Annotated in this window: 24 protein-coding genes and 1 other annotated feature (1 of these 25 running past the window's edge); of the genes, 9 read left to right on the forward strand and 15 right to left on the reverse strand. The window is 48.5% G+C overall.

Going from position 1 to position 25,626, the window contains the following annotated elements; all coding sequences use genetic code 11:
* Positions 1-182, reverse strand: a binding site (T-box leader) (it extends 76 nt beyond the left edge of the window).
* A gap of 144 nt (positions 183-326) precedes the next feature.
* Complete coding sequence (locus ABEW73_RS12830; protein WP_430170958.1) at positions 327-3,431, forward strand: transglycosylase domain-containing protein; 3,105 nt, start codon at positions 327-329, stop codon at positions 3,429-3,431.
* A gap of 194 nt (positions 3,432-3,625) precedes the next feature.
* On the opposite strand, the gene acsA is transcribed toward ABEW73_RS12830, so the two are convergent.
* Positions 3,626-5,350 carry an acetate--CoA ligase gene (gene acsA / locus ABEW73_RS12835; RefSeq protein WP_430170960.1) on the reverse strand — a complete coding sequence of 575 codons (1,725 nt, stop codon included), beginning with the start codon at positions 5,348-5,350 and terminating at the stop codon, positions 3,626-3,628.
* Between the two features lie 285 nt (positions 5,351-5,635).
* Here acsA and ABEW73_RS12840 point away from each other — a divergent pair, with 285 nt between their 5' ends.
* A complete protein-coding gene (locus ABEW73_RS12840) occupies positions 5,636-6,268 on the forward strand; it encodes a GNAT family N-acetyltransferase (RefSeq protein WP_076320706.1) in 633 nt (210 codons plus the stop codon).
* A 120-nt stretch (positions 6,269-6,388) separates the two neighbouring features.
* Here the strand turns inward: ABEW73_RS12840 and ABEW73_RS12845 are convergent, their stop codons facing one another.
* The 4 genes from ABEW73_RS12845 to ABEW73_RS12860 form a co-directional block, all read right to left on the reverse strand.
* Positions 6,389-7,090: a 5'-methylthioadenosine/adenosylhomocysteine nucleosidase gene (locus ABEW73_RS12845; RefSeq protein WP_430170962.1), complete on the reverse strand. Its 702-nt coding sequence runs from the start codon at positions 7,088-7,090 to the stop codon at positions 6,389-6,391.
* Between the two features lie 115 nt (positions 7,091-7,205).
* Entirely contained in the window at positions 7,206-8,216 is a 1,011-nt protein-coding gene (gene ccpA, locus ABEW73_RS12850) for a catabolite control protein A (RefSeq protein WP_071223674.1), read from the reverse strand.
* Positions 8,217-8,309: 93 nt separating this feature from the next.
* Positions 8,310-8,657 carry a bacillithiol system redox-active protein YtxJ gene (ytxJ, locus tag ABEW73_RS12855; protein WP_430170964.1) on the reverse strand — a complete coding sequence of 116 codons (348 nt, stop codon included), beginning with the start codon at positions 8,655-8,657 and terminating at the stop codon, positions 8,310-8,312.
* A 95-nt stretch (positions 8,658-8,752) separates the two neighbouring features.
* Positions 8,753-9,175, reverse strand: coding sequence for a hypothetical protein (locus tag ABEW73_RS12860; protein WP_430170966.1), 423 nt, complete (start codon positions 9,173-9,175; stop codon positions 8,753-8,755).
* A 305-nt stretch (positions 9,176-9,480) separates the two neighbouring features.
* On the opposite strand from ABEW73_RS12860, the gene ABEW73_RS12865 reads away from it, so the two are divergent.
* Positions 9,481-10,008 (forward strand): type 1 glutamine amidotransferase domain-containing protein, encoded by a 528-nt coding sequence (locus ABEW73_RS12865; RefSeq protein WP_430170968.1) that lies wholly within the window; start codon positions 9,481-9,483, stop codon positions 10,006-10,008.
* 148 nt (positions 10,009-10,156) lie between these two features.
* Here the strand turns inward: ABEW73_RS12865 and ptsP are convergent, their stop codons facing one another.
* The 4 genes from ptsP to aroA form a co-directional block, all read right to left on the reverse strand.
* Positions 10,157-11,920, reverse strand: coding sequence for a phosphoenolpyruvate--protein phosphotransferase (gene ptsP, locus ABEW73_RS12870; RefSeq protein WP_430170970.1), 1,764 nt, complete (start codon positions 11,918-11,920; stop codon positions 10,157-10,159).
* A complete protein-coding gene (locus tag ABEW73_RS12875) occupies positions 11,917-13,800 on the reverse strand; it encodes a glucose PTS transporter subunit IIA (protein ID WP_215164037.1) in 1,884 nt (627 codons plus the stop codon). Before ABEW73_RS12875 ends, ptsP begins: the two co-directional genes overlap by 4 nt.
* Positions 13,801-13,986: 186 nt before the next feature.
* Positions 13,987-14,409, reverse strand: coding sequence for a CoA-binding protein (locus ABEW73_RS12880; RefSeq protein WP_430170972.1), 423 nt, complete (start codon positions 14,407-14,409; stop codon positions 13,987-13,989).
* A gap of 50 nt (positions 14,410-14,459) precedes the next feature.
* Complete coding sequence (gene aroA / locus ABEW73_RS12885) at positions 14,460-15,752, reverse strand: 3-phosphoshikimate 1-carboxyvinyltransferase (RefSeq protein WP_430170974.1); 1,293 nt, start codon at positions 15,750-15,752, stop codon at positions 14,460-14,462.
* 167 nt (positions 15,753-15,919) lie between these two features.
* On the opposite strand from aroA, the gene ABEW73_RS12890 reads away from it, so the two are divergent.
* Complete coding sequence (locus tag ABEW73_RS12890) at positions 15,920-16,228, forward strand: rhodanese-like domain-containing protein (RefSeq protein WP_174819205.1); 309 nt, start codon at positions 15,920-15,922, stop codon at positions 16,226-16,228.
* A gap of 131 nt (positions 16,229-16,359) precedes the next feature.
* Here the strand turns inward: ABEW73_RS12890 and ABEW73_RS12895 are convergent, their stop codons facing one another.
* On the reverse strand, positions 16,360-16,872 hold the full coding sequence (locus tag ABEW73_RS12895) for a shikimate kinase (protein WP_430170976.1): 513 nt from the start codon (positions 16,870-16,872) through the stop codon (positions 16,360-16,362).
* Positions 16,873-17,087: 215 nt separating this feature from the next.
* Between ABEW73_RS12895 and ABEW73_RS12900 the strand changes: the two genes are divergently transcribed.
* The gene (locus tag ABEW73_RS12900) at positions 17,088-17,525 is read left to right on the forward strand and encodes a hypothetical protein (protein ID WP_430170978.1); all 438 of its coding nucleotides are present in this window, start codon (positions 17,088-17,090) and stop codon (positions 17,523-17,525) included.
* 91 nt (positions 17,526-17,616) lie between these two features.
* Here the strand turns inward: ABEW73_RS12900 and gndA are convergent, their stop codons facing one another.
* Together gndA and ABEW73_RS12910 are read right to left on the reverse strand one after the other, a co-directional pair.
* On the reverse strand, positions 17,617-19,026 hold the full coding sequence (gene gndA / locus ABEW73_RS12905; protein ID WP_181469719.1) for an NADP-dependent phosphogluconate dehydrogenase: 1,410 nt from the start codon (positions 19,024-19,026) through the stop codon (positions 17,617-17,619).
* A gap of 192 nt (positions 19,027-19,218) precedes the next feature.
* Positions 19,219-19,815, reverse strand: a complete 597-nt coding sequence (locus ABEW73_RS12910) for a hypothetical protein (protein ID WP_430170980.1) — start codon at positions 19,813-19,815, stop codon at positions 19,219-19,221.
* A gap of 265 nt (positions 19,816-20,080) precedes the next feature.
* Between ABEW73_RS12910 and ABEW73_RS12915 the strand changes: the two genes are divergently transcribed.
* Together ABEW73_RS12915 and ABEW73_RS12920 are read left to right on the forward strand one after the other, a co-directional pair.
* Positions 20,081-20,704, forward strand: a complete 624-nt coding sequence (locus ABEW73_RS12915) for a DUF1054 domain-containing protein (protein ID WP_430170982.1) — start codon at positions 20,081-20,083, stop codon at positions 20,702-20,704.
* A 373-nt stretch (positions 20,705-21,077) separates the two neighbouring features.
* Complete coding sequence (locus ABEW73_RS12920; protein ID WP_076320694.1) at positions 21,078-22,553, forward strand: aminotransferase class I/II-fold pyridoxal phosphate-dependent enzyme; 1,476 nt, start codon at positions 21,078-21,080, stop codon at positions 22,551-22,553.
* A 66-nt stretch (positions 22,554-22,619) separates the two neighbouring features.
* On the opposite strand, the gene ABEW73_RS12925 is transcribed toward ABEW73_RS12920, so the two are convergent.
* Positions 22,620-22,943, reverse strand: coding sequence for a DUF1292 domain-containing protein (locus tag ABEW73_RS12925; RefSeq protein ID WP_430170984.1), 324 nt, complete (start codon positions 22,941-22,943; stop codon positions 22,620-22,622).
* 94 nt (positions 22,944-23,037) lie between these two features.
* Positions 23,038-23,592 (reverse strand): copper amine oxidase, encoded by a 555-nt coding sequence (locus ABEW73_RS12930; protein WP_430170986.1) that lies wholly within the window; start codon positions 23,590-23,592, stop codon positions 23,038-23,040.
* Between the two features lie 250 nt (positions 23,593-23,842).
* Here ABEW73_RS12930 and ABEW73_RS12935 point away from each other — a divergent pair, with 250 nt between their 5' ends.
* The gene (locus ABEW73_RS12935; RefSeq protein ID WP_430170988.1) at positions 23,843-24,580 is read left to right on the forward strand and encodes an MBL fold metallo-hydrolase; all 738 of its coding nucleotides are present in this window, start codon (positions 23,843-23,845) and stop codon (positions 24,578-24,580) included.
* A gap of 62 nt (positions 24,581-24,642) precedes the next feature.
* Positions 24,643-24,876 (forward strand): DUF3892 domain-containing protein, encoded by a 234-nt coding sequence (locus ABEW73_RS12940; protein WP_430170990.1) that lies wholly within the window; start codon positions 24,643-24,645, stop codon positions 24,874-24,876.
* A gap of 86 nt (positions 24,877-24,962) precedes the next feature.
* Here the strand turns inward: ABEW73_RS12940 and ABEW73_RS12945 are convergent, their stop codons facing one another.
* Positions 24,963-25,406, reverse strand: a complete 444-nt coding sequence (locus tag ABEW73_RS12945; protein WP_430170992.1) for a GNAT family N-acetyltransferase — start codon at positions 25,404-25,406, stop codon at positions 24,963-24,965.
* Between the last annotated feature and the right edge of the window lie 220 nt (positions 25,407-25,626).

Here is a 25,626-nt window from a genome sequence, read left to right on the forward strand (position 1 = left end):
TGCCATAACGGGTTGTCATCCCGGAACCAGACTACTGTAACAGCCGAGCAGGTGCACGGCTCTGTTTCCCCTGGTCAGCTCCGGACGGTAATTCAAAGGGGCTCGTTATCGGTTTACACCACCCACCGACTCTCTGGAAACGAAAGGTTCCGCCTTCTACTGGGGTCCTTCAAAGCTTTTCACGATATGAACTTTGCATTATTTGTATCATATGCTTCCCGAAAAAGTCAATCTTCCTCAAAAAAGGACACGCTATGTAGGGACACATGATTCAAAACCTTCGATTTATGCTATAATAGGTGCGTTAAAAGGAGGAGTATACATTCATGGTTGAGGAGAAAAAACAAGAGCCTAAAACACAGAAGAAACCGCGTAAACGGTCCTTTCTGCGGGTGCTCGGATCCGTCATCGGATGGCTCTTTGTGGTAGGTCTGATGGGCGTTTTGTTCGCCGGAGGAGCCATAGGTGGCTACGTAACCTCTATTGTTGAGAATGAGCCGGTAAGATCCAGGGCTCTCATCGAGAATACGGTGAACGACAATGCTATAACGGGCTTCGCCTACTTCGCGGATGGCTCACCGATTGGGCAGCTTAGAACCGAAGAAGACAGACGACCTGTGGAATTCAAGGATATTCCCCAGCTTGTGAAGGATGCCGTCGTATCCATAGAAGATAACCGTTTTTATACACATAATGGTGTTGACATAAAAGGTACCGCTCGCGCCGTGAAGGAACGCGTGCTGAACGAGTCGGTTCAAACCGGCGGCAGCACGTTGACGCAACAGCTGGCCAGGCTCACTTTTTTAAGTCGCGACAAAACCGATAACCGCAAGGTCAAAGAAATGCTGCTGGCCATGCGGATGGAACGCTTTTTGAGTAAAGACCAAATTTTAACAGCCTACTTGAACAAAGTTCCTTACGGCAACGGTTCCAGCGGATACCAACTGTTCGGGATCAAGGCTGCGGCAAAAGGTATATTTAACATTAACAATCTGAATGATCTGAATGTGGCTCAAGCTGCATATTTGGCAGGTCTTCCGCAGCTACCGTCCTCCTACTCTGCCTTTAACGGCAAGGGGGAATTTGACGAGAAATCATTCAACCGGGCAATAAACCGTCAACATCGCGTGCTGGGAAGCATGCTGGAAGAAGGTAAAATAACGCAAGCCGAGTATGAAGAGGCCAAGGCATTCGATATCCAAAAATCGCTTGCTCCTCGTACGCAGAAGGCCTATGTGACTTATCCTTATCTCATGATGGAAGTAGAACGCCAAGCATCGAATATCCTGATGCAGCTGAGCGAGGAAGCCGAAGAGAACGCAAAAGGCACGCAAGCGAACTCCGATCTGATGGATGCATCCCGAGCTCAGCTCAGCACCGGCGGTTACCGTGTTTACACCACCATCGACCGGACATTATACAAGACCATGCGCTCCATCGCAGAGAATGACAGCAACTACGTGCCTGACAGCGCGGAAAAAGGAATGGAGCAAACCGCCGCGATGATGATCGACAACAAAACCGGCGCCATTCTCGGTATGATTGAGGGCAGAGATTTTAACACAGAACAAATGAACTACGCTACGCAAATGAAACGACAACCTGGATCTGCCATGAAACCTATTGCCGCCTATTTGCCGGCACTCGATTCGGGGGCGATTCAGCCTGCCAGCGTGGTGGACGATTCACCGATCATCTTAAAGGACTACAGCAAAGTGTTCCATATTCCTAAAAACTCGTACAGCGGGTATAGGGGATTGATGACAGCAAGAGAGGCACTGAACAATTCAACCAATACGGTGGCGCTCAAGTTGTTTAACAACACGGTCGGCATCGAGAAGGCTTGGGAGTTTTCCAAGAAGCTGGGTGTCACTACCTTGGAGGAAGACGATTATAATGCTTCCACCGGTGTACTGGGGGGACTGCATTACGGGGTGACAGTGGAAGAACTCACCAATGCATACAGTGCCATCGGCAACCAAGGCAAATTCACGGACGCTTTCATGATTGAGAAAATCGTGGATTCCAAAGGCAATATTGTCTATAAACACGAAGTAAAACCGGAGCAGGTATTCTCTGAACAAACCGCGTATCTCATGACGGATATGCTCCGTACCGTCATCACGAACGGAACAGGCAGCAAGGTCAGAGACACGTACAAGAAATTCAATGAAGTTCCGGTTGTTGGTAAAACCGGGTCCACCCAGAACTACGGGGATGTCTGGTTCATGGGATACTCGCCTGACGTTACGCTGGGCGTATGGGTCGGATATAAAGAACAAAAAAATACGCTTGTCGGAGACCAGCGCAAGCACGCCCAGGCCATTTGGGCCAGAATCATGAACGAAGTGACGGACGTGAAACCGGAACTGTTCCCGACCAAAACGTTCGAGAAGCCTGAAGGCATAACGTCCAAGACGGTTTCCGCTTACAGCGGCAAGCTGCCGACGGCCTTAACGGACAGATTCGTAACAGATCTGTTTAATGTGAAGTTTGTGCCTACCGAAAGCGATGACGGTATCGCAAAAGCGAAATACATCACCTATCGGGGTGTAAATTATATTCCACAGGAAGCGACGCCTTTGGATATGTTGAGAGAACAAATCGTAATCAAGCGTGAGAAACCCCTTGATGAGCTGATTATAGAACTGCAGAACGCCTTGAAGGTCATGAAAGGTGAAAAGAGATCGCTGGAATCTTACCTTCCGCAGGACGCGAAGAAAGGGATGCCAAGCAAGGTCGACCCTAGAACAGATGACGGCAAAGCCCCTACCCCACCGAAAAACGTACATTATTCGATGGGCAGCGGCTCCATCAGCTTTAATGCCAGCGGTTCTCCTGATGTTGTCGGATACCGGCTCTTTAAGTCCGTAAACGGCAGTCCGTTTACACATCAAGGGCAGGTCGTGCTCGGCGACGAGAGCCTTGTCTTCTCGGGACTTGGAGCTGACGGAATGTTTACTTCCTATTACGTTGTTGCTGTTGACGTAGCCGGCAAAACATCTGAACCAAGTGCTATTGTTGGCGGTACAACACCTGGATTCGAAGTTCCAGGCGATAACGACACGAATCCGGATGACGACATCGATAATCCTGATGACGGCATCACGGAGGGAGATCCCAATAACGACCTGGAACTCGGGAATGAAGGTGCTACTACCGTACCGTCTGCACCAGGCCAGCCGACCCTTGCGGCTACCCCTGAGGGCTTCCAGGCCACCTGGAGCGGCAATGGTCCAGAGGAAGAAGTAATGGTCTACAACATCTACATCAGTCCAAACAGTGATGGCAATTTCCAGCTTCTTGGCTCAAGTAAGAGCACGGAGTTCTACTACTCTGGTAACCCAATCGGCGGTACCTTTAGAATAACTGCCGTAAATCCAATCGGTGAATCTTCAGCTTCACCGGCCGTATATTTTGAGAAAAAATAGATTGGCATCCTAAAAAGCCAGCCCCTCTACAGAGATCATCATCTGTTAGAAGGGCTGGCTTTATTTTTTAGGTGAAGCAGGTACTTCTACGTATATTCCAAGGGGACAGTCCGCGGCTTGCGATCAGAAAAAAAGGACTGGCAACGGAAATGGTGGTCACCATCTCCATTGTCAGCCCTGTTCTTGATCACGGTTTAATCTTCAATCGTGGACAAATCGCCTGTCGGAAGATCCAATTCCCACGCTTTCAATACGCGGCGCATGATCTTACCGGAGCGCGTCTTCGGAAGTTTATCCTTAAACTCAATTTCACGAGGTGCGGCATGAGCGGAAAGTCCTTCCTTTACGAAACGGTAGATTTCATCCTTGAGCTCCTGAGTAGGTGTATACCCCTCACGTAAGGAGATAAAGGCCTTAATGATCTCACCACGGGTTACATCAGGCTTACCGATCACGCCTGCTTCAGCGACAGCCGGATGCTCAACCAACTTGCTCTCAACTTCGAACGGTCCGATTCGTTCACCGGACGAATTAATCACATCGTCTATTCTGCCCTGGAACCAGAAGTATCCTTCTTCATCCATATATGCCGAATCACCTGAAATGTACCAGCCCGGAATTCGGAAGTATTCTTCATACTTCGCCTCGTTGTTCCAAATTTTTCTCATCATGGACGGCCAAGGTGTCTTGATGGCCAAATTACCCATCGTATACGGAGGCACTTCTCTCCCCTGATCGTCCAAGATCTTAGCTGTAATACCCGGCAGCGGTCGTCCCATGGATCCTGGCTTGATCGCCATCCCCGGGTAGTTACAGATCAGTTGTCCACCAGTCTCCGTCATCCACCATGTATCATGGATACGCTGCTTGTAAGCCTTGTGTCCCCAACGCACCACCTCGGGGTTGAGCGGCTCGCCAACGGACAGCACATGCCGTACATGGCTCAAATCATATTGGTCGATGAGATCCGAACCTGCTCCCATCAACATCCGGAAGGCGGTCGGAGCGCTGTACCATACCGTTACCTTATTGTTCACCAACGTGCTGTACCAGTCCTGCGGACTAAAACGGCCTCCGCGAATGACATTGGTAACCCCATTCAACCACGGTGCAAAAATACCATAGGACGTACCGGTTACCCAACCCGGGTCCGCCGTGCACCAATATATATCATCTTCCCTTAAATCCAAAACAACCTTGCCCGTATAATAATGCTGAATCATGGCATTCTGCACATGATACACGCCCTTCGGTTTCCCGGTTGAGCCTGATGTATAGTGCATGATCAATCCGTCTTCCCGCTCAAGCCATTCAATCTCCAGCTCGCTGGATGCGGCTTCGACTTCCTCGTGGTAGTTTACTAGACGCGGATCGTCTTCTTCCACTTCGCCAACGACAAAAATATGCTTCAGTTCGGGCAGCTCATCGCGTTTCACGCGCGACAACAGCGCAGGCGTCGTAATCAGTGCAACAGCACCGCTGTCCTCCAGACGGTCCTTTACCGCCGTTTCCATAAACGCCTCGAACAATGGGCCGACCACGGCGCCAACCTTCAGAATGCCCAGCAAACCGGCATAGAGCTCAGGGCCGCGCGGCATAAAGATAAATACCCGATCACCCTTGCCAACACCATATTTGCGGAGTACATTACCGAACTTGTCGGATTTCTCTTTCAACTGCGCATAAGTAATAGATTCCTCGCGATTGGCGTCACTGTACAGGAGAGCTACCTTGTCCCCTCGCCCCTCAGCTACATGACGATCAATAGCTTCATACGCCATATTTACTTTGCCCGTCTCATACCAAGTAAAATGTCTCTCGATTTCGTCCCATGAAAACTCGGAGCGTGCCTGCTCGTAACTCTTCATATTGGAATGTGAAACTTCACTTGGCAATATTTCGCTATGCGTTTGATTCATGATAACATCCTCCTCATTCTCAAATCGGTCTCCTCATAGTGGACAGCGCTTACAAAATGATTGAATGAACATACATTTTACACATTGCGGTGGGTCGTCACGTTGTCGCAGTCATCGAGTCATTAACCCTTAGAATTCGCAAGGAAACATATCGTTAAGTACAACACAAATGTGAAGATTTTATGTCGAAAAGATTATATCATAGCTCTTGTTTGCCTGTCATTGCTTTTCATTTTTTTATTTTTTTGCTATAAGTAGGGTATGGAATTGAAAGGAGCGTAACGGATGGAACACTGCAAGGTATACCTGTCTCATGTTTTGTTCCCTGAAGACCGCCGCCTGATCATCGAAGGACCTGTACCTCCCGAGCAACTATCCGAGCTAACCATGCACCCTGATCTCAAGGCTTTTCGTCGTCCTGCGGAGCAGCATGAGGCATTGGTGGAAATTGCAGGCCTGCCCGAAGGCAGAATCATCATCACGAGAGACCAAGATATGATCGTTGGATATGTAACATTTCATCACCCGGATGAGCAGGAACGCTGGTCTGAGGGCAATATGGAAGATTTGATTGAACTTGGTGCCATCGAGGTAGCAAAAGACTACCGTTCTCTGGGACTTGGGCAGCAGATGATCAAGACTGCATTTGAAGAAGAACAGATGGAGCGTTACATCGTGTTTACGACCGAGTACTACTGGCATTGGGATCTTAAAGGAAGCGGCCTTAACGTATGGGATTACCGCAAAATGATGGAGCGGTTAATGAAAATCGTGGATATGGAGTGGTACGCAACCGATGATCCGGAAATCTGTTCCCATCCTGCCAACTGTCTCATGGTCAGAATCGGGCGGCACGTACCGCTTTCATCACAAGAACAATTCGATCGTATCCGTTTCAGACAGCGGTTTATGTATTAAGTCGATACCCAATAAAATAAACAAAAAAAAACAAACTCCCCAACTATTTACCACAGGGGAGTTTGTTATCTGCGGGCGCATAACTGGATATGCATACCGACCGCTTGCTCAAATTTGTTACTAGAGTTTGCCTAGCATGTAGTTCACGATTTCGTGCGAACGCTTGGAAGCTTTCACTGTAAACTCAGGGAAGTTGACATGCGCTGAACCGTCGGCCTTATCCGACATGGATCGGATCACCACATAAGGCACGCCGTTCATATAACATACCTGGGCAACGGCAGAGCCTTCCATTTCCGCGCAAGCCCCGTTCAGATCCTCGTAGAGCGTTTGTACCGTTTCTCGGCTGGCAATGAACTGGTCGCCGGACAGAACCTTCCCGATGACGTAATGATTCACCGCCTGCTCTTTGCACGCTTCCTCTGCCAGCTCGATCAACGACGGATCGGCAGGAAAATCAGACACTTCCTGATACGGAATCACCCCGCGCGCAAACCCCAACGGCGTCACGTCCATATCGTGCTGCATGCAGGAGGAAGAGATGACGATATCGCCAATGTTCAGCTCCGGATGCAGCGCACCCGCTACGCCGGTAAACAATATTTTGGAAACGCCATAGGTGTCAATCAGGATTTGTGTGGTAACTGCGGCATTCACCTTACCCACTCCGCTCTTACATACAACGACTCGCTTGCCATGAATCGTTCCTGAAGCATATGTAACCCCTGCACGGACTGCTGTTTCTTTATTCTCCAATTGACTGAGCAGCATTTCCACTTCTTCGTCCATGGCCCCGATTAGGCCGATAACCTGTGTTGTCATACCGATATCCCTCCTGAATTCAAGACGAAATAAAAATCCCACCAGAAAAAAGCCCCTTAAAATCAGGAGCTTTCTTCAAATCAATAGATGCCTAAACAACTTTCATTCACACGTCTTACTCGTTCACATGACTAACCGAAAGCCGAAGAATCGTTTCATGCGGCAGAATCACGCGAGGATTCTCCACATTCTCCTTCTTCATCAGCTTGGTAAGCAAGCGCATAGCTACAGCTCCCAGATCATACATCGGTTGAGCTACCGTTGTCAGCTGTGGACGAACCATTGAAGCCATCCGGATATTATCAACGCTGATAATAGAGAAATCATCCGGCACTTTATAGCCTTCATCCTGAATGCTATGAATAGCGCCAATCGCCATCTCATCGGTAGCAGCAAAAATAGCCGTCGGTTTCTTCTTAAGTCCCAGGAAGTATTTCATCGCTTCCACGCCGGACTCATAGCGATAGTTACCAATCCGCACCAGGTCCTCTTGATACTCAATGCCAGCTGTCTCCAGTGCCTTCTTGTAGCCTTGGAAACGTGCATAACCGTTAGCCGGATCCTGCAGCGTTCCGCTGATCATGGCAATCTCACGATGCCCGTGCCGGATCAGTGTGTTTACCGCATCAAACGCAGCTTGTTCATGATCAATGTCAACCGAAGGATAAGAACCTCTCTCATCACTTGTCGCACAAAGAACAATCGGCACAGCCGATGTCTGGAACGCCTGGATATGCTCGTCCGTCACCGTTCCACCCATAAACAACAGCCCGTCCACTTGCTTCTCAAGCAAGGTGTTGATAACGCGGATTTCTTTTTCCTTACGTTTGTCGGCATTACACAAAATTATATTATAGTGGTACATGTTAGCAATATCCTCAATACCACGGGCAATCTCCGCAAAGATCGAGTTCGAAATATCAGGGATCACAACGCCGACGGTTGTGGTCTTCTTGCTGGCCAGACCTCTGGCTACCGCATTCGGACGATACCCTAAACGTTCAATCGCTTCGTATACTTTTTTCCGGGTCTGAGGCTTAACGTTCGGGTTATTGTTTACAACCCGTGATACCGTCGCCATGGAAACGCCTGCTTCGCGCGCAACATCGTAAATGGTTACCGTCAAATTCCTTCTCTCCATTGCCAATAGATTTTCATTCGTTCAATACCAATTGAATTTATGATACGACAAATTACTGCTTTGTGCAACGACACGGCATTAGATGCCGTCCAATTGAGCTTTCAGCGCTTCAGCCGTAATATGGGAATGGGATGTATGCCAGACTGGCGCTCCTTCTTTTACAAGAATAACTTGTGGCGATTCGTGCTGTATGCTTAGAGTTTCCGCAGCCTGACTCGACACCGGACGGTCGGCAATGACATCGATCCATACATAGTCAATCCGCTCGTTCGGCTGGTCCTCCAGGTAAGCTTGCACTTCCTGATAAGCTCCGGCACTAATTGGGCATCTGGTACTATGTTTGAACAACAGCAAGGGCCTTTGCTCCGAAGATTCAAGCACGTTGCGTAACTCTTCTATAGTAATCATTTTCGTCAACGTCGCCATAGGATATACATTCCCTTCATTGTATTGAAGTTCCTATCCTCTATCCTAACAAAAAGTGCGTGAAAAATCCAACAACCGCGAAAATTTTCTGAAAATTATCTTGCATAATTGCCCGAATTTTCAGGAATGAGAGATTTGATGGTGCTTAATTGCTCAAGACGCCCCTCAATTTGTCTCATCCAGTCACCGTCGCCCATGCTCTGGGCATAACGAAATAGATCCAACAGCAAATTAATTCGCTCGTCAAAAACTTCCATGCAGCGTGCCTGCCATTCTACCGACGAATCATCATCGTATGTACGGAACACTTCTCGAAGTACGTATGCAGACTCATTAACATCTGCGAACGAAACGCGTATTGATCCGGTTTCATGGCTAATCGATGCGAGATAGCGAAGTAAATCCGGTTTAATAAAAGGTAAAAGCTCATACTTCATACAAGCCTGACAGGCATAAACAGGAACATGACATATTCGAGTCTTTCTTTCATGAATCAGCTTCCTTAATTCCAACTTCATCCATTGTCCGCAGTTGCAGGTTTTGAACAAAATGCCCACCCCAAATCCTATCACGTAATCTAATACCAACAGCCCTATGTCACAATTTTGTCACCTGAACTAGTTCTATTCGACTATCATACCAAAGAATCCTGCTAATTTGTGATAATGCTTTATTTACCAGATATGTTTCCAAATGTTTGTTTCTTGGTCTCTCCTATGAAACTGCCCTCCAGATTTGTTACAATGAGTACAGTCTTAAGAGACATATTCGATGATGTTACGGATATATCAAGAAATCTGCAGGGAAAGGGGCTAAATCGATCATGAGATTGGCTGGAAAAAAAGTGATAGCGCTTGTAGACGAAGAATTTGAGGATCTGGAACTATGGTATCCCGTTTACCGAGTCCGGGAAGAAGGGGCCGAAGTTCATCTCGCCGGATTGGAAAGAGGAAAAACTTACACAGGCAAATATGGTGTTCCCGCTCAAGCTGAGTATTCGTTTGAAGAGCTGAACAGCGAGGATTATGATGGAATTCTCGTTCCGGGCGGCTGGGCGCCGGACAAGCTGCGCCGTTATGATAAAGTGCTGCAACTCATTAAAGAGATGAATGCGGACAAAAAGCCGATCGGACAGATCTGCCACGCCGGATGGGTGCTCATCTCCGCCAAGATCCTGGACGGCATTACGGTGACTTCCACACCGGGAATCCGGGACGATATGGAAAATGCCGGTGCAATCTGGAAGGATGAAGCGGTCGTAACCGATGGCCATATTATTTCCGCCCGCCGTCCTCCGGATCTGCCGCCGTACGGTAAAGCCTTTTGCGATGCTCTGGCACAGCAAGGCTAAAGCTCCCTGCACCACACAAAAACAGCCGCTCATTTCACCAAGAAGTGCTCCTGGTGAGATAGGCAGCTGTTTTTTTATGTGAATATAGCTTGTCCACTCAAAAAAGAAACATGAAAAATTGGAACGTTATCTCATTACTAGAGGCCTTTTAAGAGGCCGTGCTGTCCGTACCGTTCTTTCCGTTCAGATAACTGCTGCGTTCGGCAAAGGCGCTGAGACGCTCTTCGACAGCGTCGCTGGTACGCAATTTGAAGCAATCCGCTGCCTCCCCCTTCGCTTCTACCGCATTGGTATTCAAGATGCGATGCTTCACGCGAAGCAAGGATTGCGGAGACATGCTTAGATCCTTAACGCCAAGCTCCAGCCATATTGGAATCGCCCGCTCGTCCCCTGCCATTTCTCCACACACGCTGACCGGTATGCCTGCCTCATGCGCAGCCTCCACCGTCGTCCGAAGCATGCGCAAGACCGCAGGATGAAACGGATGGTACATATGCGCGATCTGCTCATTCATGCGATCCACCGCCAGCACATACTGAACCAGATCATTCGTCCCGATACTGAAGAAATCCGTTTCCTCTGCCAACAAATCCGAAATGGTGACTGCTGCCGGCACCTCAATCATGATGCCAACCTTAATGTTCGGATCGTATGCAATGCCCCGTTGGTCCAAATCGGCCATCGCACGCCGCAGCACGGCATTAGCCTGCCTGACTTCCTCTACCGAGGATATCATCGGATACATGATTTTGACGTTACCAAAAGCGCTGGCTCTCAGAATAGCGGACAGCTGAGTCTGGAACGGCTCTGTGCGATCCAAACTGATGCGAATGGCCCGATACCCCAGGAAGGGGTTCTCTTCTTCCGGCAGCCCGAAATAATCCAGCTGCTTATCGCCGCCAATGTCCAGCGTACGGATCACGACCGAAGCCTGACCTGCGTTCTCGGCAACCAGCTTATACACTTCAAACTGCTCTTCTTCCGAAGGAAAGTTGTGGCGATCCATATATAAGAATTCCGTCCGGAACAATCCAACTCCCTGCGCGCCGTTCTTGAGCGCAATCTCCATTTCTTTTATGGAGTTCATATTCGCGGCCAGATTAAAGTATGTTCCATCCTTCGTAACCGCATCAACCGTTGCCAGGAGCTGCAGCTGCTCTTTCTTTTTCCGTTGTTGCTCTCGGATCCCTTCATAGCGCTCCACGATCAGCGTGTCAGGCTCCAAATACAGCAAGCCTTCATCTCCATCCACAACTAAATGCTGTCCGGTCTGGATCGGATGATCCAGCTTGTTCTCAATCCCGGATACGAGCGGTATGCCGAGAGCGCGGGCCATAATCGCCGAATGAGAGGTCTTGCCACCCGTCATTGTCACAATGCCAAGAACGTGGGAAGGGTTAAGGTGCACAAGCTGAGACGGAGAGAGCTCCTTTGCAACCAAAATATAAGGCTGCGTATCAGCGGGAAGTTTGACTTCCGGAGCACCGAGAAGATGCTTGAGCAACCGATTGCCAACATCCTTAATATCCAGCGCCCGCTCCTTCATATACTCGTCGTCCAGCAAATCGAACATGGATACGAAATGATCGATCGCCTCTTTAACCGCCACCTCGGCAGCCTTGTACTGGCGCTCGATGATCCCTTGAATTTCGTTCATGAACACGGGATCCTCCAGTATGGCCAGATGCGCATCAAAGATCTGCGACTCCTCGTGCCCCACCATTTCCTTGAATTCGTTCTTGATATATTCAATTTCATTCTTGGAGGTTCGTATGCCTTCATATAAGCGCTCGAACTCTTTGGCCAAATCGACAGCATCCATTTCGGAATCTGGAAGGTCCAGCTCCCAGTGCGGCAGTACGAAAGCCTTACCAATCGCTACGCCTGTTGCTGCGCCAATGCCTTGTATCATGATTCTCTACCCCCAGCATTACTCTCATTTAATACGACGGACATGACAGATGACTGTCCTCTCTTAACGGACTTGAATGGAGCAAAGCTCCAAGATCTTACTTTATCGGGATTCGTGATCACCATGGGTGTGGCCAGTGATGCGGCATGTGTCTTTAAATAAGCCAGATCGAACTTGACCAGCAGTTGCCCCGGTTCAACGGTATCCCCTTCGCTTACCACAGCTGAAAACGGTCCTTTCAGTTGAGAGGTATCAATCCCGATATGAATTAATACCTCGAGTCCATCCGGCGTTGAAATGCCAATGGCATGCATCGTCGGATAAACATGCATCACGGTACCGTATACCGGAGATACAAGTTCTCCTTTTTCCGGAATGAACGCCACGCCGTTACCGACAAGCTTGGCGGCAAAAATATCATCCGGCACTTCGTCAATCGGAAGCATGCGTCCCTGTACGGGCGCGCTGAACAGAACGCGTGGTAAATCCTGCTGCATCAGCTTATTTATCTCTTCGCGGATGAGCTCGGAATACGTCCCGAACACCACCTGAACGTTACCGCCGCCCAGCTTGATGATACCGGCTGAACCGAGCAATTTCAGTGCGTCCGAATCAATCTGGCGGTCATTATATACGGTTAGTCGAAGACGCGTCATGCAGGATTGGACCTGAACGATGTTGTCTTTTCCCCCAAGCGCCTCCAGAATAAGCGGTGCCTGATAGGGAATGTCTCCTGCCCGGCCTTCCAGCGCCGAACCTTCTTCACGTCCCGGTGTCGGGATTTCGAAGGTACGAATGGCCCAACGGAATAGAAAATAGTAAACGATGCCGTATACGGCCCCGATCGGTATGATGATCCAGGCGTTCTTCGACAAGTGAAAATTGAGTACGTAATCGATAAATCCCGCCGAATACGAAAACCCGTGATGGATATCAAATGCATAGGTAAGCACCATCGCGAACCCGGCCATCAGGGCGTGGAGCACATACAGATAAGGAGACGCAAATAAGAACGCGAATTCAATCTGCTCCGATACCCCGGTCAAAAAACAGACAAGCGCGGACCGCATAAACGTTTTTTTTACCTTCGGCTTCAAATCTTCACGTGCTTCTTGAATAATGGCAAACGCAATCGCCGGCAGAGCAAACATCATAATCGGGAATAACCCGGCCATGAAGTCGCCTGCTGTTGGATCACCCGCGAAGAATCGGGGCAGATCCCCCTGAACGACGGTACCGTCTTCCGTCTCGTACGAGCCCAGCTGAAACCAATATACGTTATTCAACAAGTGATGCAGGCCGAATGCCGTCAGCACCCTGTACAAAATTCCGTAAAGGAATAATCCGAACGCCCCCATATGTACGGTCAAATCATAAAAATAATCTAATCCGCGCTGTACAATGGGGGCCATCCCCAGCATGACCCATGCAAATATCGTGGAGAACAATCCCATAAATAAAAGTACAAATCGGGAGCCTCCAAAAAACTGTATCGCTTCAGGAAGCTTAATATGTTTGAACCGGTTGTAAACGTAACCGGACATTACCCCAAAAATAATACCAATCAAGGTCGAGGGCTGTACACTCCCGTCTCCCAGACGGGATATAACCTGATCATAGATGAACATGCCGGCCAGAGCGGCAAGCCCTGCAGGTCCTCCCTGGTTCGAGAGCCCCCATGCGACACCAATGGCAAATAAATACGGCATGTAATAAAACACGCCGTGCCCCGCAGCCTGAGCAATCTCGCCCAAGGTTCCGAAGCCCCATGCCGACCATGGCAGACTCCCCACGCTAAGCAGGAGAGCTGCCGCTGGAAGCGCCATTGTAGGGAGCATAACTGCTCTGCCCAGCTGTTGTAATGATCCCAACCAATTCAAGGCGAGCCCTCCTTTCTATCCTTGATGGTAAGCGCTGCGCCTGTTTTTGTCAAAAAGAAATCAGGGCAAGTGCCACAAAGAAAAGCAAGCCTCACAAGCAATACCTCGGCAAGCCGGATCGTGTCCAGTCTGCCATGGCTGCTTCAACATGAGGCTTGCCCATACTTCCAATTCACCAATAAAATCTTAACGCCCGCCCAAAGCGATGGAATCCTCCACCTTTATGCAGCGGTCCATGATGACAATCATGCCGCTCTTCTCCGCGATGGCCGCCGCCTCTTCGCTGATAATTCCCTGCTGCAGCCAGAGCACCTTGGCGCCAATCTCGGCAGCTTCCCGTGCCACATCAGCACAGTATTCACTGCGTCTAAATACATTGACAATATGGATCGGCTCTGGAATGTCCTTCAGGGATGGATAACTCTTCTCCCCGAGTATTTCGGTTGCACCAGGGTTAACCGGGATAATCCGGTACCCGCGCTTTTGCATCGCAGCAGAAACCATATGGGATGTACGATCCGGCCGATCAGACAGACCGACAACAGCGATATTGCCTGCGTTACGCAAAATATCCGCGATTTCTTCGCGCGTAGGATTTTCAAATGCCATGCTTCATGACCACCTCTCCATTCATAATAGACGAGTGCTTGGCTATTCCTTTATTTTACCCATTCTACATTGGCTCCAAGCGCCTTCATGTGATCAAAATATTGCGGGTACGACTTGGCCACATGATGCGCATCCTTAATCCGGATCGGCTGATTCGCGCGAAGCCCGACCACCGTCAGGGCCATGATTACCCGATGATCATAATGGGCATTGATCTCAACGCCACCCTCGACGCCTTCCGGACGGCCGTGAACGATGATCTCAGCCTGGCGTTCCTCAACGTTGGCTCCGGCTTTCCGCAATTCGTTCAAATAATCCGTAATCCGGTCGCATTCCTTATAGCGGAGATTCTCCACATTGTAGAATCGGGAGGTCCCTTCCGCAAACACAGCTGCCGCTACCATCGCAAGCACCGCATCCGTCGCTGCATCTCCGTCAAATTCCAACGCCTTCAGGGTACGATTGCCCTGCACATGGACATTTCCATTCTCATGTGTGAGCGGAACCTCCATTATCCGGAGGACGTCGATAATGGCCCGCTCTCCCTGCTTGCTGTCCTCTGACAGATTGCGGATGGTTACATCCGACTGCGTAACCGCAGCCGCCGCCAGGACGGCAGCAGAGCCCGGATAATCACCTTGAACCGTATAGGTCTTCGCTTCATAGGATTGGCCACCAGGAACCCGGAAGAATGTATAATCGTCCGCTGCATGAATGGTAATGCCCGCCTGCTCCAGGACTTCTAGGGTCTGACCGATAACGACCTTGGATTTCAAATCTCCGGTAACGGTAATCTCGCTGTCTTCAGCAAGCAGTGGCGTTAAGAACAACAATGCGCTTAAGTACTGCGAACTCACTTCGCCAGAAACAGTGAGCTTTCCGCCCTTAGGCTGACCGCCACGAATCGTGATCGGCAGTTTGCCTTCGTTATGCTCCACTTCCACACCCAATTGACCAAGCGTCTCAATGAGATCATCGTGAGGCCGTTTGCCCAGTGAATCCGGATAGGTATTGACGAAAGTAACCTCTTTGGATAATGCCGTGACGCCCATCAGGAAGCGCAATACGGCACCGGCATTACCGACATTCAGTTCCTTCACATCCCGGGGCGATTTGCCAAAGCCCGTAATAACCGCCTTCTCCTCGTCCTCCTCGATCACGGCTCCAAGGTCCCGGATACAGCGTCTCATAGCATCGCTGTCCTCGCTATGAGCTGGGTAATAGATCGTGCTCGTTCCTTCCGCTAGTGCAGCCACCAGCAGGTAACGGGTTGTATAGTTCTTGGAGGATAACGCTCCAATCTCTCCGTTTAGTATAGGCGTAGGCTTGACGATTACATCCATCGTATGTATCTCTCCTTGTATATATTATGTTACGATAAACCAACCTTGAAATCTCCCTTAGTATAAATTGACAGGGAAAGAACCGCTTGGTTATCATAGTTCATGTGAACTGGAAATTCAGATCGTTACGATCTTAATCATTTATTATGAGAAAAGAGGTCTATATGATGAAACCGATCCCGCAAATGGAAACATCGGAGCTTAGAAGCCGGCTTCAAAACGGCGAAAATGTATACATGATTGATGTCCGAGAGGATGAGGAAGTTGCCGCCGGCATGATCAGCGGTGCCAAGCATATTCCTATGGGCGAGATCCCGAATCGCCTAGACGAAATTCCGCGCGATCAAGAGGTCGTCTTCATCTGCCGGAGCGGCGGACGCAGTCAACACGTATGCGAATTTTTGAATCACCAAGGCTTGACTAATGTAATCAACATGAAAGGCGGCATGCTTCAGTGGCATGACGATGAAGAATAAAGCAGCTGTGAAAGGTGAGGGATGATCGTTATCCCCGCCTTTTTTTGCTTATTCCAATCCGAATGCGGTCCCCAGATTCACCCATAAGGACTGATTTAAAAACACCATTCCAAAGCCGTTCGCTGACCGTCTTAGCCGCGGTAATGCGTTAAAATGTCAGTCGCCACTTCCCCTGCAGATCGGCCAACCGTATCCACTATGACATCCGCAAACAGGTATTTGTCCTTTCGTTCAACCAGGATACGCCGAACTCTATCTTCGACATCACCCGCAAGCAGCGGCCGATTGGCATCTCCCCGTACCCGTTCGACGATGCTAGCAGCATCGGCTGTTAGAGCAACGACCCAGCCACCACGTTTCATCTGGTCACAATTCTCGGAACGAAGCACAGCCCCTCCGCCGGACGCTACAACAATGCCTTTCCGTTGCAGCACGCTGCGAAGTGCGACAGATTCAGCCTCACGAAAATACGGCTCTCCATCCGCTTCAAACATCTCGGAAATCGTTCTGCCTTCCATCCTCTCAATTTCCGCATCCAGATCGATCAAGGTGTAGCCGAGCGTTTCTGCCAGAAGACGCCCTACGGTTGACTTACCCGTGCCCATCATCCCGATCAGAATAATGTTTCTACCTATATTATCCAATTTGACACCCCATTTGCTGCTTCACTGTAAAGGTTGCTCATATCATACCACAGCCCCAAATCTTTCGACAATGGACCTAACTCTCTAAATTACTGTTATGTTGCTGTTATGCGAGTAACCCCGAGTAAAGCTCCAATTTTATCGAGTCTATCTGGTTCCCTATTGTCATATACTAATTACAAGAATACAAGATTAGAAGAAAGGAGTGAAATCCTATGTCTTTTCGTCCAACCGGCCTCTCTTCCGCTGCCAAGCGGATCCGCCGGATCCTCGACCCATCCTACCCGCTATGCCGCGAAGATGTCATCTGGGTGCTTCATTTTGTCCAAAAAAAAGTGGCTCTGAAGGATCCTGCACTGCTGGATCTTTCAAAGCCACGTTTGCTGCAAAATTACAACAGTTATTGCGAAGCCGCACTGCTCTTGCTCGGAAGCGGAAACCACATCCATACGAAGAACCACGACATCCGTACCTGTCTATTAGAAGCCATGCACGGACTCCCTGAGCTGGCGGAGGCGCACTCCCCTTCTCAAGCCCGCACGGTTGAATCTCCGGCTTCTCCTCCGACGAACGGAATTCATCCTACATCCGGGAGTGGAATTGATCCATCCAGGGGGAATGGTATTCATACTCCCGTAAAAGAGCAGGATTAATCCATCCAGGGAGGATGGGATTCATGCTGCCATAAAAGCAGGATTAATCCATCCAGGGAGGATGGGATTCATGCTGCCATAAAAAGCAGGATTAATCCATCCAGTTATAGTGGAAGGTTCCTTCTTTGTCCACGCGTTTAAACGTGTGAGCTCCAAAGTAGTCACGCTGAGCCTGCAGCAGGTTCGCTGGCAGGTTTGCGGTGCGATAGCTATCGTAGTATGCAAGCGCGCTGGAGAACCCAGGAACCGGGATGCCCAAGGATACTGCGGAAGCAACAACCTTACGCCACGCATCTTGATAGGATTCAATGATATCGGTAAAGAACGGATCCAGCAGCAGGTTCTTCAGCTCAGGATTGTTCTCATATGCATCCGTGATGTTCTGCAAGAAACGGGAACGGATAATGCAGCCGCCGCGCCAAATTTTAGCGAGGTTGCCATATTGCAGGTTCCAGCCGTACTCATCGGATGCCACGCGAAGCTGTGCAAAGCCTTGAGCGTAGGATACGATTTTGCTTGCAAACAGCGCTTTGCGCACATTTTCAATGAACTCGGCTTTGTCGCCGTCAAATGCAGCTGCTTTGGGACCATTCAGGATTTTGCTTGCTGCCACACGCTCTTCTTTCATCGCGGACAGGAAACGGGAGAATACGGATTCGGTGATCATGGACAGCGGCACACCCAGATCCAGGGAGCTTTGGCTTGTCCATTTACCTGTTCCTTTTTGACCCGCCGTATCCAGAATCACGTCTACCATCGGCTTGCCGGTTTCTTCGTCATATTTGGAGAAAATGTCAGCCGTAATCTCGATCAGGTAACTATCGAGTTCGCCTTGGTTCCACTCCGTGAAGATTCCGTGCAGATCCTTCGCATCAAGGCCAAGTACGTCCTTCAGCAATTGGTAAGCTTCGCAAATAAGCTGCATATCGCCATACTCGATACCGTTGTGAACCATTTTTACATAATGGCCGGCACCGTCTGGTCCGATATATGTACAGCAAGGCTCTTCGTTAACTTTAGCGGAAATGGCTGTCAAAATAGGCTCAACCAGCTTGTAGGCACTTTCTTGTCCGCCAGGCATGATCGATGGACCTTTCAACGCGCCTTCTTCGCCGCCAGAAACCCCAGCACCGATAAAGTTAAAGCCTTTTTCAGCCAGTTCTTTGCTGCGGCGCTGTGTATCAGGGAAATAAGCGTTACCGCCGTCGATGATGATATCGCCTTTATCCAAATGTGGAATCAGCTGTTCAATCGTAGCATCGGTAGCTTGTCCCGCTTGTACCATGATCAGGATTTTACGAGGAGTCTCAAGGGAATCCACGAATTCTTCGATCGAGAATGTCCCCTTCACTTGCTTGCCTTCGGTTTCCTTCAGCATATCCTCCGTTTTTTGCGGAGAGCGGTTATATACAGAAACGGTGAAGCCTTTGCTTTCGATGTTCAGGGCCAGGTTTTTTCCCATTACAGCAAGGCCAATCACACCGATTTGTTGTTTTGACATCTGGTTCTCCATCCTTTGCTCCAATATATTTTTAAACAACCCATCCCGATCCGAGATGATTTGCAATAATCTTATATTAACGTTTTTCATTTGACAAGTGAACCCCTGTCACAAAATCAGAACACGCGCGAAAACACCCCTTCTGTTTCGGAGTGTTGTTCGTGCTTTAAACTTGTATCCGGATTGAAGTAGTTACCACTCCAGCCTCATCAGCTCCAAGGAAAGCTCACGAAGTCTTTGCTTGCAAGCCAAAATTTTGTTTTCGTTCCCCTCTTGCAGCGCCGCATGGAGCTTCTCAAGCTCATCGTCGGTTTCCAGTCTGGACAGCAGCAATCGCTGTTCCCCTACATCCGATTCAAACAACCGCAGCATTTCCTGCTCCGTCATCGGCGTCCCCTTCTGAAACAGCACCCGCTGCCGGTAACCGGATATTTCCACGAGCCTTATGACCTCACCGAACAAAATATTCTCGATCAATATTTGCCGGTCCTTGAAACGTTTGACGACAGCATGGCCACGGGTATTCTCGATCAATTTCTCCATCCATTCCGCAAGTTTGGGATCACGGATCATATAATCGCCTACTAGTTTAAAACCGCTTCCTGTTCGTTGAAACCGCAGCTTTACCAGCTTGCGACCTGTTCGGATTGAAATGACAAACTGCGTATCATTCTCGCTCCAATAAAGCGAATATCCTTCCTGGATCAATTCCTTGATTAGGTCCTGGATATGCCGGCGATCAAACCGGAGCTCCAGGTTGCAATACTCCACTTCCTCGCTCTTATTCACGGCACTCCCTCCTCCGGTTTACTACCGATCATTAAACGGCGGTGAAGATTTCCCCCATGGCTGCTTTTGATGTTGTCTTATCTATATCTTATACTCCATCTTATGTAACGGTAACTTGGATTATTGACTATTTTTAGCCCACATGAACATACGGTGAAGCTTTTCTGGGTAATGCGTGATGTCCATTCGCCTTATGGTATAATAAGTTATCCAAAAACCGAGTTTAGTAACGATATCATCTACTACAGGGAGGCCATCACATCCAATGACGGTTACCGGATTTACAGATCAAGATTTCGACGTATTCTCCGTTCCCGGGCTTGAGGCCCGCATGGAGGTTCTCATTGAACGGGTAAGACCCAAGCTGGAGGCGCTAGGGGCTGAGCTCGCCCCCTATGTATCCGTCTTGGCTGGGGAAGAGATGTTTGTGCATGTCGCCAAGCATGCAAGACGCACTGTCAATCCTCCCATTGACACTTGGGTCGCTTGGGCTGCCAGCAAACGCGGGTACAAAGCACTGCCTCATTTTGAGGTAGGCATGTTCGGAACCCATCTATTTGTCATCTTCGCGATTATTTACGAGAGTCCCAATAAGACCGTGTTTGCCAACAACCTGGAAGCCAAGCTCAAGAAAACAGCAAAGGCGCTGCCCAAGAATTTCTACTGGTCCATGGATCACATGAACCCATCCGGCACCCCTCATCAGGATATGAGCGAGGAGGATTTCACGCGTCTGATTGAGAAGCTGAAGCAGGTGAAAAAGGCAGAGGTGATGTGCGGACTACGTATCCCACGCGAGGAAGCCGTCAAGCTTGAAGGGGACGAGCTGGTGCAAAAAGTGCAGGGGACGTTTGAGTCGCTGCTGCCGCTTTATAAAATGGCTTTTTAATGAGCATGATATGTTGATGAAAAGGGCTGCTGGTGCAGCTCTTTTTTTAAGATTATAGAATTTATAAATTTTCAGCGAAGCTGAACAATTCTATAATCGCAAGAAAAACTTCCTTTAACCGCGGTCTGTCTTCTGAGAAAGTACGTCGATAGACGTTTTTTTTATGGATGATATTTTAATGAAGGAACGATGAAGATCTTGTTGTTCCTCCTTAATATGTCTAAAGTATGAAGCGTTGCTGGGCAAAGAAAAAAAAGCCGTTCATTCTCCTTGCATTCCCCCCCTATTTTGCTATACTCAATTTTGTTTATATAAAAACAGAAATCAACAAATCATAAGAAAATAAACATAGGGAAAGGTTGTGACAACGTCCATGGACCACAGTCGTACACCGCTCTTCACCGCACTTAAAGAACATGCGGCCAAAAACCCCGTGCAATTTCACATTCCGGGACATAAGAAGGGCCTCGGCACCGATGCCGAATTTCGGGAATTTATAGGGGATAACGCCTTTTCTATAGATTTGATTAATATTGCGCCGCTGGATGATTTACATCAACCTACAGGCGTCATCGAGGAAGCCCAAAAGCTGGCCGCCGATGCATTCGGCGCCGATCACACCTACTTCAGTGTCCAAGGTACAAGCGGAGCGATCATGACCATGATCATGTCAGTATGTTCGCCTGGCGATAAAATCATCGTACCGCGCAATGTCCACAAATCCGTGCTTTCCGCCATCATTTTTACCGGGGCCAAGCCTGTATTCGTATCGCCTGCCCAGGATGCCAATGTGGGCATCGATCACGGCATCACCATCAGCTCGGTCCGGAAGGCATTAAAACGTCACCCTGACGCCAAAGCCGTATTGGTCATTAACCCGACATACTTCGGCGTAAGCGCTAATCTGAAGGAAATCGTGGATTTGGCTCACAGCTACAATGTACCCGTTCTCGTGGATGAGGCGCACGGGGTATTGATCCATTTTCATGAAGATCTTCCGATGTCGGCAATGGAAGCCGGGGCCGATATGGCTGCGACCAGCGTGCACAAACTCGGCGGCTCGATGACGCAGAGCTCCGTACTGAACGTGAATACCAAGAACGGATACATCAATCCTTATCGCGTACAGACGATCATCAGTATGCTGACCACGACCTCCACCTCCTACATCCTGCTGGCATCGCTTGATACTTCACGCCGCAGTTTGGCGCTGCATGGACGAGAAATGGCAGCAAGGACGATTGAATTGGCGCAATATGCACGTCAGGAAGTCAATAAAATCGAAGGTTTGTACAGCTTCGGTGAAGAAATATTAGGCGGGGAAGCAACATACTCCTATGATCCGACCAAATTGACGATCCATGTACGCCATCTCGGCATTACAGGATATGAAACCGAGAACTGGCTGCGAGATCACTACAATATTGAGGTTGAGCTCAGTGATATGTACAATATTCTGTGCCTCATTACACCGGGGGATAATCAGGAGGCCATCGATATTTTGCTGACAGCGCTCCGTGAGCTTTCGAATCAGTACATGCATGTGAATGAGATTAACGAGTTGGTTGTGAAAACACCAGAAATTCCGCAGTTGTCGCTTATCCCTCGCGATGCGTTTTACGGAGATACAGAGGTTGTACCTTTCAAGGAATCGGCAGGACGCATTATCGCCGAATTCATCTATGTCTACCCGCCAGGGATTCCAATTCTGCTCCCGGGCGAAGTGATTTCCCAGGAGAACATCGATTACATTATCGATCATGTCGAGGTAGGCCTTCCGGTGAAAGGTCCTGAGGACCGCAGTATCCAAAATGTTAAAGTCATCGTGGAAACGGATCCTATATTCTAAAATGGCAGCTGTAAATACAATAAACCCGGTGCGAGAGGTTCGCACCGGGTTTATTGCTTAGGAGTCTTACTCCTGGTTTGCAGCAGCGACCAGTTCGTTGTAAACCGCCTCTACTTCATTCCATTCTGCTTCGTCCTCAATATTGTAAAGAACCATTTCCTCGTTCTCTTCTTCCATACGTAGAATGACGCCGTCCGCTTCCGGATTTTCGCGTTCAAGCAAAAGCGCGTAAAGTTTCTCGCCGACATCAAATGTCTCCACAAGAACCATCTCTACTTCTTTTCCTTCTTCATCCGTCAATGTCAGCACAAACTCTTCATGTTCGTGGTCGTGGTCATGATCGTGACCGCAGCCGCAAGCATCTCCGTGTTCATGTTTGTGTTCACTCATTGAAAAAACCTCACTTCGGTTAAATTATCATACTTTCGTATCGTATCACGGATAGCTTCTTTAGGTCAATTTCTGCCAAGCGGCCAAAGGGCCATCAATTAAGTGCGGTGATCACTTTCTCTGCAACTTTCACAAATCCGTCATCCGGTTTGACTTTTACATAAAAACCTACCGAGTATTTGCCCGCCGTTTTAAAATCGTACGTGAAATCATAGGTTCGGAACCAGAAGTTATCCTTGCGATCCTTCACTTCCTGGGACTGAATATCCTTGATATTGCCCGAAGGATCCTCAATCGCTACTTTCACTGAGTGTATATCGTTGTTTAAGCTGTCCACCTGGCTAAAAACATTGAATTTCAGCTTCCCCTTGTTCACGTTGCCGAATACAGTATCTCCTTTAAACAGAAAAATATGCACGTTCGGCTTGATGACTTGAACTTGTCCATTCGTGGGATTCCAATCCACAGCCCCGTCGAATTCCCGAACCGGCACATAGGTTTTGCCATCAATTAAATATCCACCATCCTTCAATTCATGACCGTTCAGCCAGACACGGACTCGCTCATTGACGGAATCTGCAAACAAAAGGGTGCTGCCACCCATTAAAGAGAGCACTAACATACATGCCATCACTTTTTTCCACTTCATATCATCATTTCCCTCCATTGGCTCATCTTGTTGTTATATGTGTATACTACATGTCAAAAAACAAGTTGCGGACAATTTTGCACTTTGTGGTAAAATTTTTTCCTCATGCTGTAAGGTTTGTGCCTATCACGAATTATACTGCATTCCAGCCCCGATTCGATCATATAATCCGTGTAAATCAACGTGGAATTCGTTAAAATATACATTAGCATACTGGACTACACATCATATCATCAGGAGGTTTCATCCATTGACACTGAAATTGCAAATGCTTGGTACCGGCAGTGCGTTTGCCAAGAACTACTATAATAATAACGCACTGGTGCATGACGGGAATTTCACACTTCTCATTGACTGCGGCATCACCGCTCCAATGGCACTTCATCAGCTGAATAAGACATTTAACGATATCGATGCCGTGCTTATCACACACATTCATGCCGACCATGTGGGCGGACTGGAAGAGCTTGCCTTTATGATGAAAATGAAATACAACCGCAAACTCCCGCTTTACATTGCTGAATCGCTGGTGGAACCAATATGGGAACATTCACTCAAAGGCGGATTATATCAACAGGGACATATCTCCTCCCTGCATGATGTATTTGACGTACACCCACTGAAACCGGGAGTGAAGGCCCCTATTTCATCAGGCATCTCCGTAGAGCTGATTCATACGCAGCATATTCCCGGCAAGGACAGCTATTCGCTTTATTTGAATGATCGGATATTTTACAGTGCTGACATGGTATTCGATCCGATCCTGCTGAGCCAACTGGTGAATGAGCGGGATTGTGAAGTGATTCTGCATGAATGTCAGCTGCAAGGCCCCGGCGAGGTTCATACGACACTGGATGAGCTGCTCAGCCTCCCTGAAGAAATTCAGGAACGCACCTATCTCATGCATTACAGTGATGAGGTCGAAGCTTTCATTGGCAAGACCGGAATTATGGAATTTGTGGAGCAGCAGCGGGTATACGAATTGTAGTTTAATATAGATGAATAGTTTATGAGGTTTCCCGGGAACACTAATTCCGGGAGGCGATTTATATGGATAATGCACAACACGAAGTCGTAGGCGTCCGTAAAAATGGCGATGGCGACATCATCGAACTTAAGCTGGATAACGGTAGTGTCGTGGACTACAAGACAGCACAACAGATGACCAAGAATAAAGAAATCAAAAACCTGAACGTATTCCGTGGACGTGACGGAGATGAACATCTTCGTTCCAATGCGGATGGCGATCCCAGCAACAACCTGGATAATATGCCAAACTTTTAATTCATGCCAAAAAAGACCTCGAGTCGATACTCGAGGTCTTTGCTTTTTAGAACGATGGGATCATTAGCATCTTATAGTTAAAAATCCTACAGTTCCTTTTTCATACGAACGTGGGGAATGCCAGCATCATCAAACGGCTCGTCCGAAATCGTCTCATACCCTAGCTTCCGATAAAATGCCTCCGCTTGCACCTGGGCATCCAGCACGGAATACTGCAGTTTCAATTCACGAGCCTGCGTTTCCAATGCGATCATCAGCACACGCCCTATCCCTTTGGATCGGAATGGCTTACGTACCGCGATTCGCTGCATTTTGGCGGAATCGTTATTGTAATAGGTGATACGTCCGGTCGCAGCGTACTGTCCCTCCGACTTGATCAGGACATGATGCGCATCGGAGTCCAACCGATCGTAATCATCAATCTCCAGGTCAATCGGAACCTTCTGTTCAAGCACGAAAACATCCTTCCGGATATCCAGCGCCTGCTGCAACTGCTCTTCGGTTGATACATTTATGATTTCTGCTGCCATTTCAACACCTCTTTATGTAGAATCAATTCCTTGTAATATCGCAGATCGAGCTATTATACAAAATAATCATTTTCCTGTATAGTATAAGCTAACATTTTCTTGAAAGGAGCTTTGCCTTTATGGGCATGGGAACCACGATATTTTGGGCTGTTATCATCTCAGCCATCATCATCTACCCTATCTTTTGGGCGATTAAAAAAGGTTATTCCCGCAAATGGGA

The organism is Paenibacillus lautus (assembly GCF_050482385.1).
Lineage (GTDB): Bacteria > Bacillota > Bacilli > Paenibacillales > Paenibacillaceae > Paenibacillus_AQ > Paenibacillus_AQ lautus_B.

What these genes read in the sequence shown, in the direction of transcription:
- ABEW73_RS12930 (WP_430170986.1), bottom strand. Translation starts at nt 23,592, where the DNA reads ATGAAGTGGAAAAAAGTGATGGCATGTATGTTAGTGCTCTCTTTAATG.
- ABEW73_RS12830 (WP_430170958.1), top strand. Translation starts at nt 327, where the DNA reads ATGGTTGAGGAGAAAAAACAAGAGCCTAAAACACAGAAGAAACCGCGT.
- acsA (WP_430170960.1), bottom strand. Translation starts at nt 5,350, where the DNA reads ATGAATCAAACGCATAGCGAAATATTGCCAAGTGAAGTTTCACATTCC.
- ABEW73_RS12925 (WP_430170984.1), bottom strand. Translation starts at nt 22,943, where the DNA reads ATGAGTGAACACAAACATGAACACGGAGATGCTTGCGGCTGCGGTCAC.
- ABEW73_RS12920 (WP_076320694.1), top strand. Translation starts at nt 21,078, where the DNA reads ATGGACCACAGTCGTACACCGCTCTTCACCGCACTTAAAGAACATGCG.
- ABEW73_RS12840 (WP_076320706.1), top strand. Translation starts at nt 5,636, where the DNA reads ATGGAACACTGCAAGGTATACCTGTCTCATGTTTTGTTCCCTGAAGAC.
- ytxJ (WP_430170964.1), bottom strand. Translation starts at nt 8,657, where the DNA reads ATGGCGACGTTGACGAAAATGATTACTATAGAAGAGTTACGCAACGTG.
- ABEW73_RS12900 (WP_430170978.1), top strand. Translation starts at nt 17,088, where the DNA reads ATGTCTTTTCGTCCAACCGGCCTCTCTTCCGCTGCCAAGCGGATCCGC.
- ABEW73_RS12860 (WP_430170966.1), bottom strand. Translation starts at nt 9,175, where the DNA reads ATGAAGTTGGAATTAAGGAAGCTGATTCATGAAAGAAAGACTCGAATA.
- ABEW73_RS12940 (WP_430170990.1), top strand. Translation starts at nt 24,643, where the DNA reads ATGGATAATGCACAACACGAAGTCGTAGGCGTCCGTAAAAATGGCGAT.
- ABEW73_RS12915 (WP_430170982.1), top strand. Translation starts at nt 20,081, where the DNA reads ATGACGGTTACCGGATTTACAGATCAAGATTTCGACGTATTCTCCGTT.
- ABEW73_RS12945 (WP_430170992.1), bottom strand. Translation starts at nt 25,406, where the DNA reads ATGGCAGCAGAAATCATAAATGTATCAACCGAAGAGCAGTTGCAGCAG.
- ABEW73_RS12865 (WP_430170968.1), top strand. Translation starts at nt 9,481, where the DNA reads ATGAGATTGGCTGGAAAAAAAGTGATAGCGCTTGTAGACGAAGAATTT.
- ABEW73_RS12880 (WP_430170972.1), bottom strand. Translation starts at nt 14,409, where the DNA reads ATGGCATTTGAAAATCCTACGCGCGAAGAAATCGCGGATATTTTGCGT.
- ABEW73_RS12890 (WP_174819205.1), top strand. Translation starts at nt 15,920, where the DNA reads ATGAAACCGATCCCGCAAATGGAAACATCGGAGCTTAGAAGCCGGCTT.
- aroA (WP_430170974.1), bottom strand. Translation starts at nt 15,752, where the DNA reads ATGGATGTAATCGTCAAGCCTACGCCTATACTAAACGGAGAGATTGGA.
- ABEW73_RS12845 (WP_430170962.1), bottom strand. Translation starts at nt 7,090, where the DNA reads ATGACAACACAGGTTATCGGCCTAATCGGGGCCATGGACGAAGAAGTG.
- ptsP (WP_430170970.1), bottom strand. Translation starts at nt 11,920, where the DNA reads ATGATACAAGGCATTGGCGCAGCAACAGGCGTAGCGATTGGTAAGGCT.
- gndA (WP_181469719.1), bottom strand. Translation starts at nt 19,026, where the DNA reads ATGTCAAAACAACAAATCGGTGTGATTGGCCTTGCTGTAATGGGAAAA.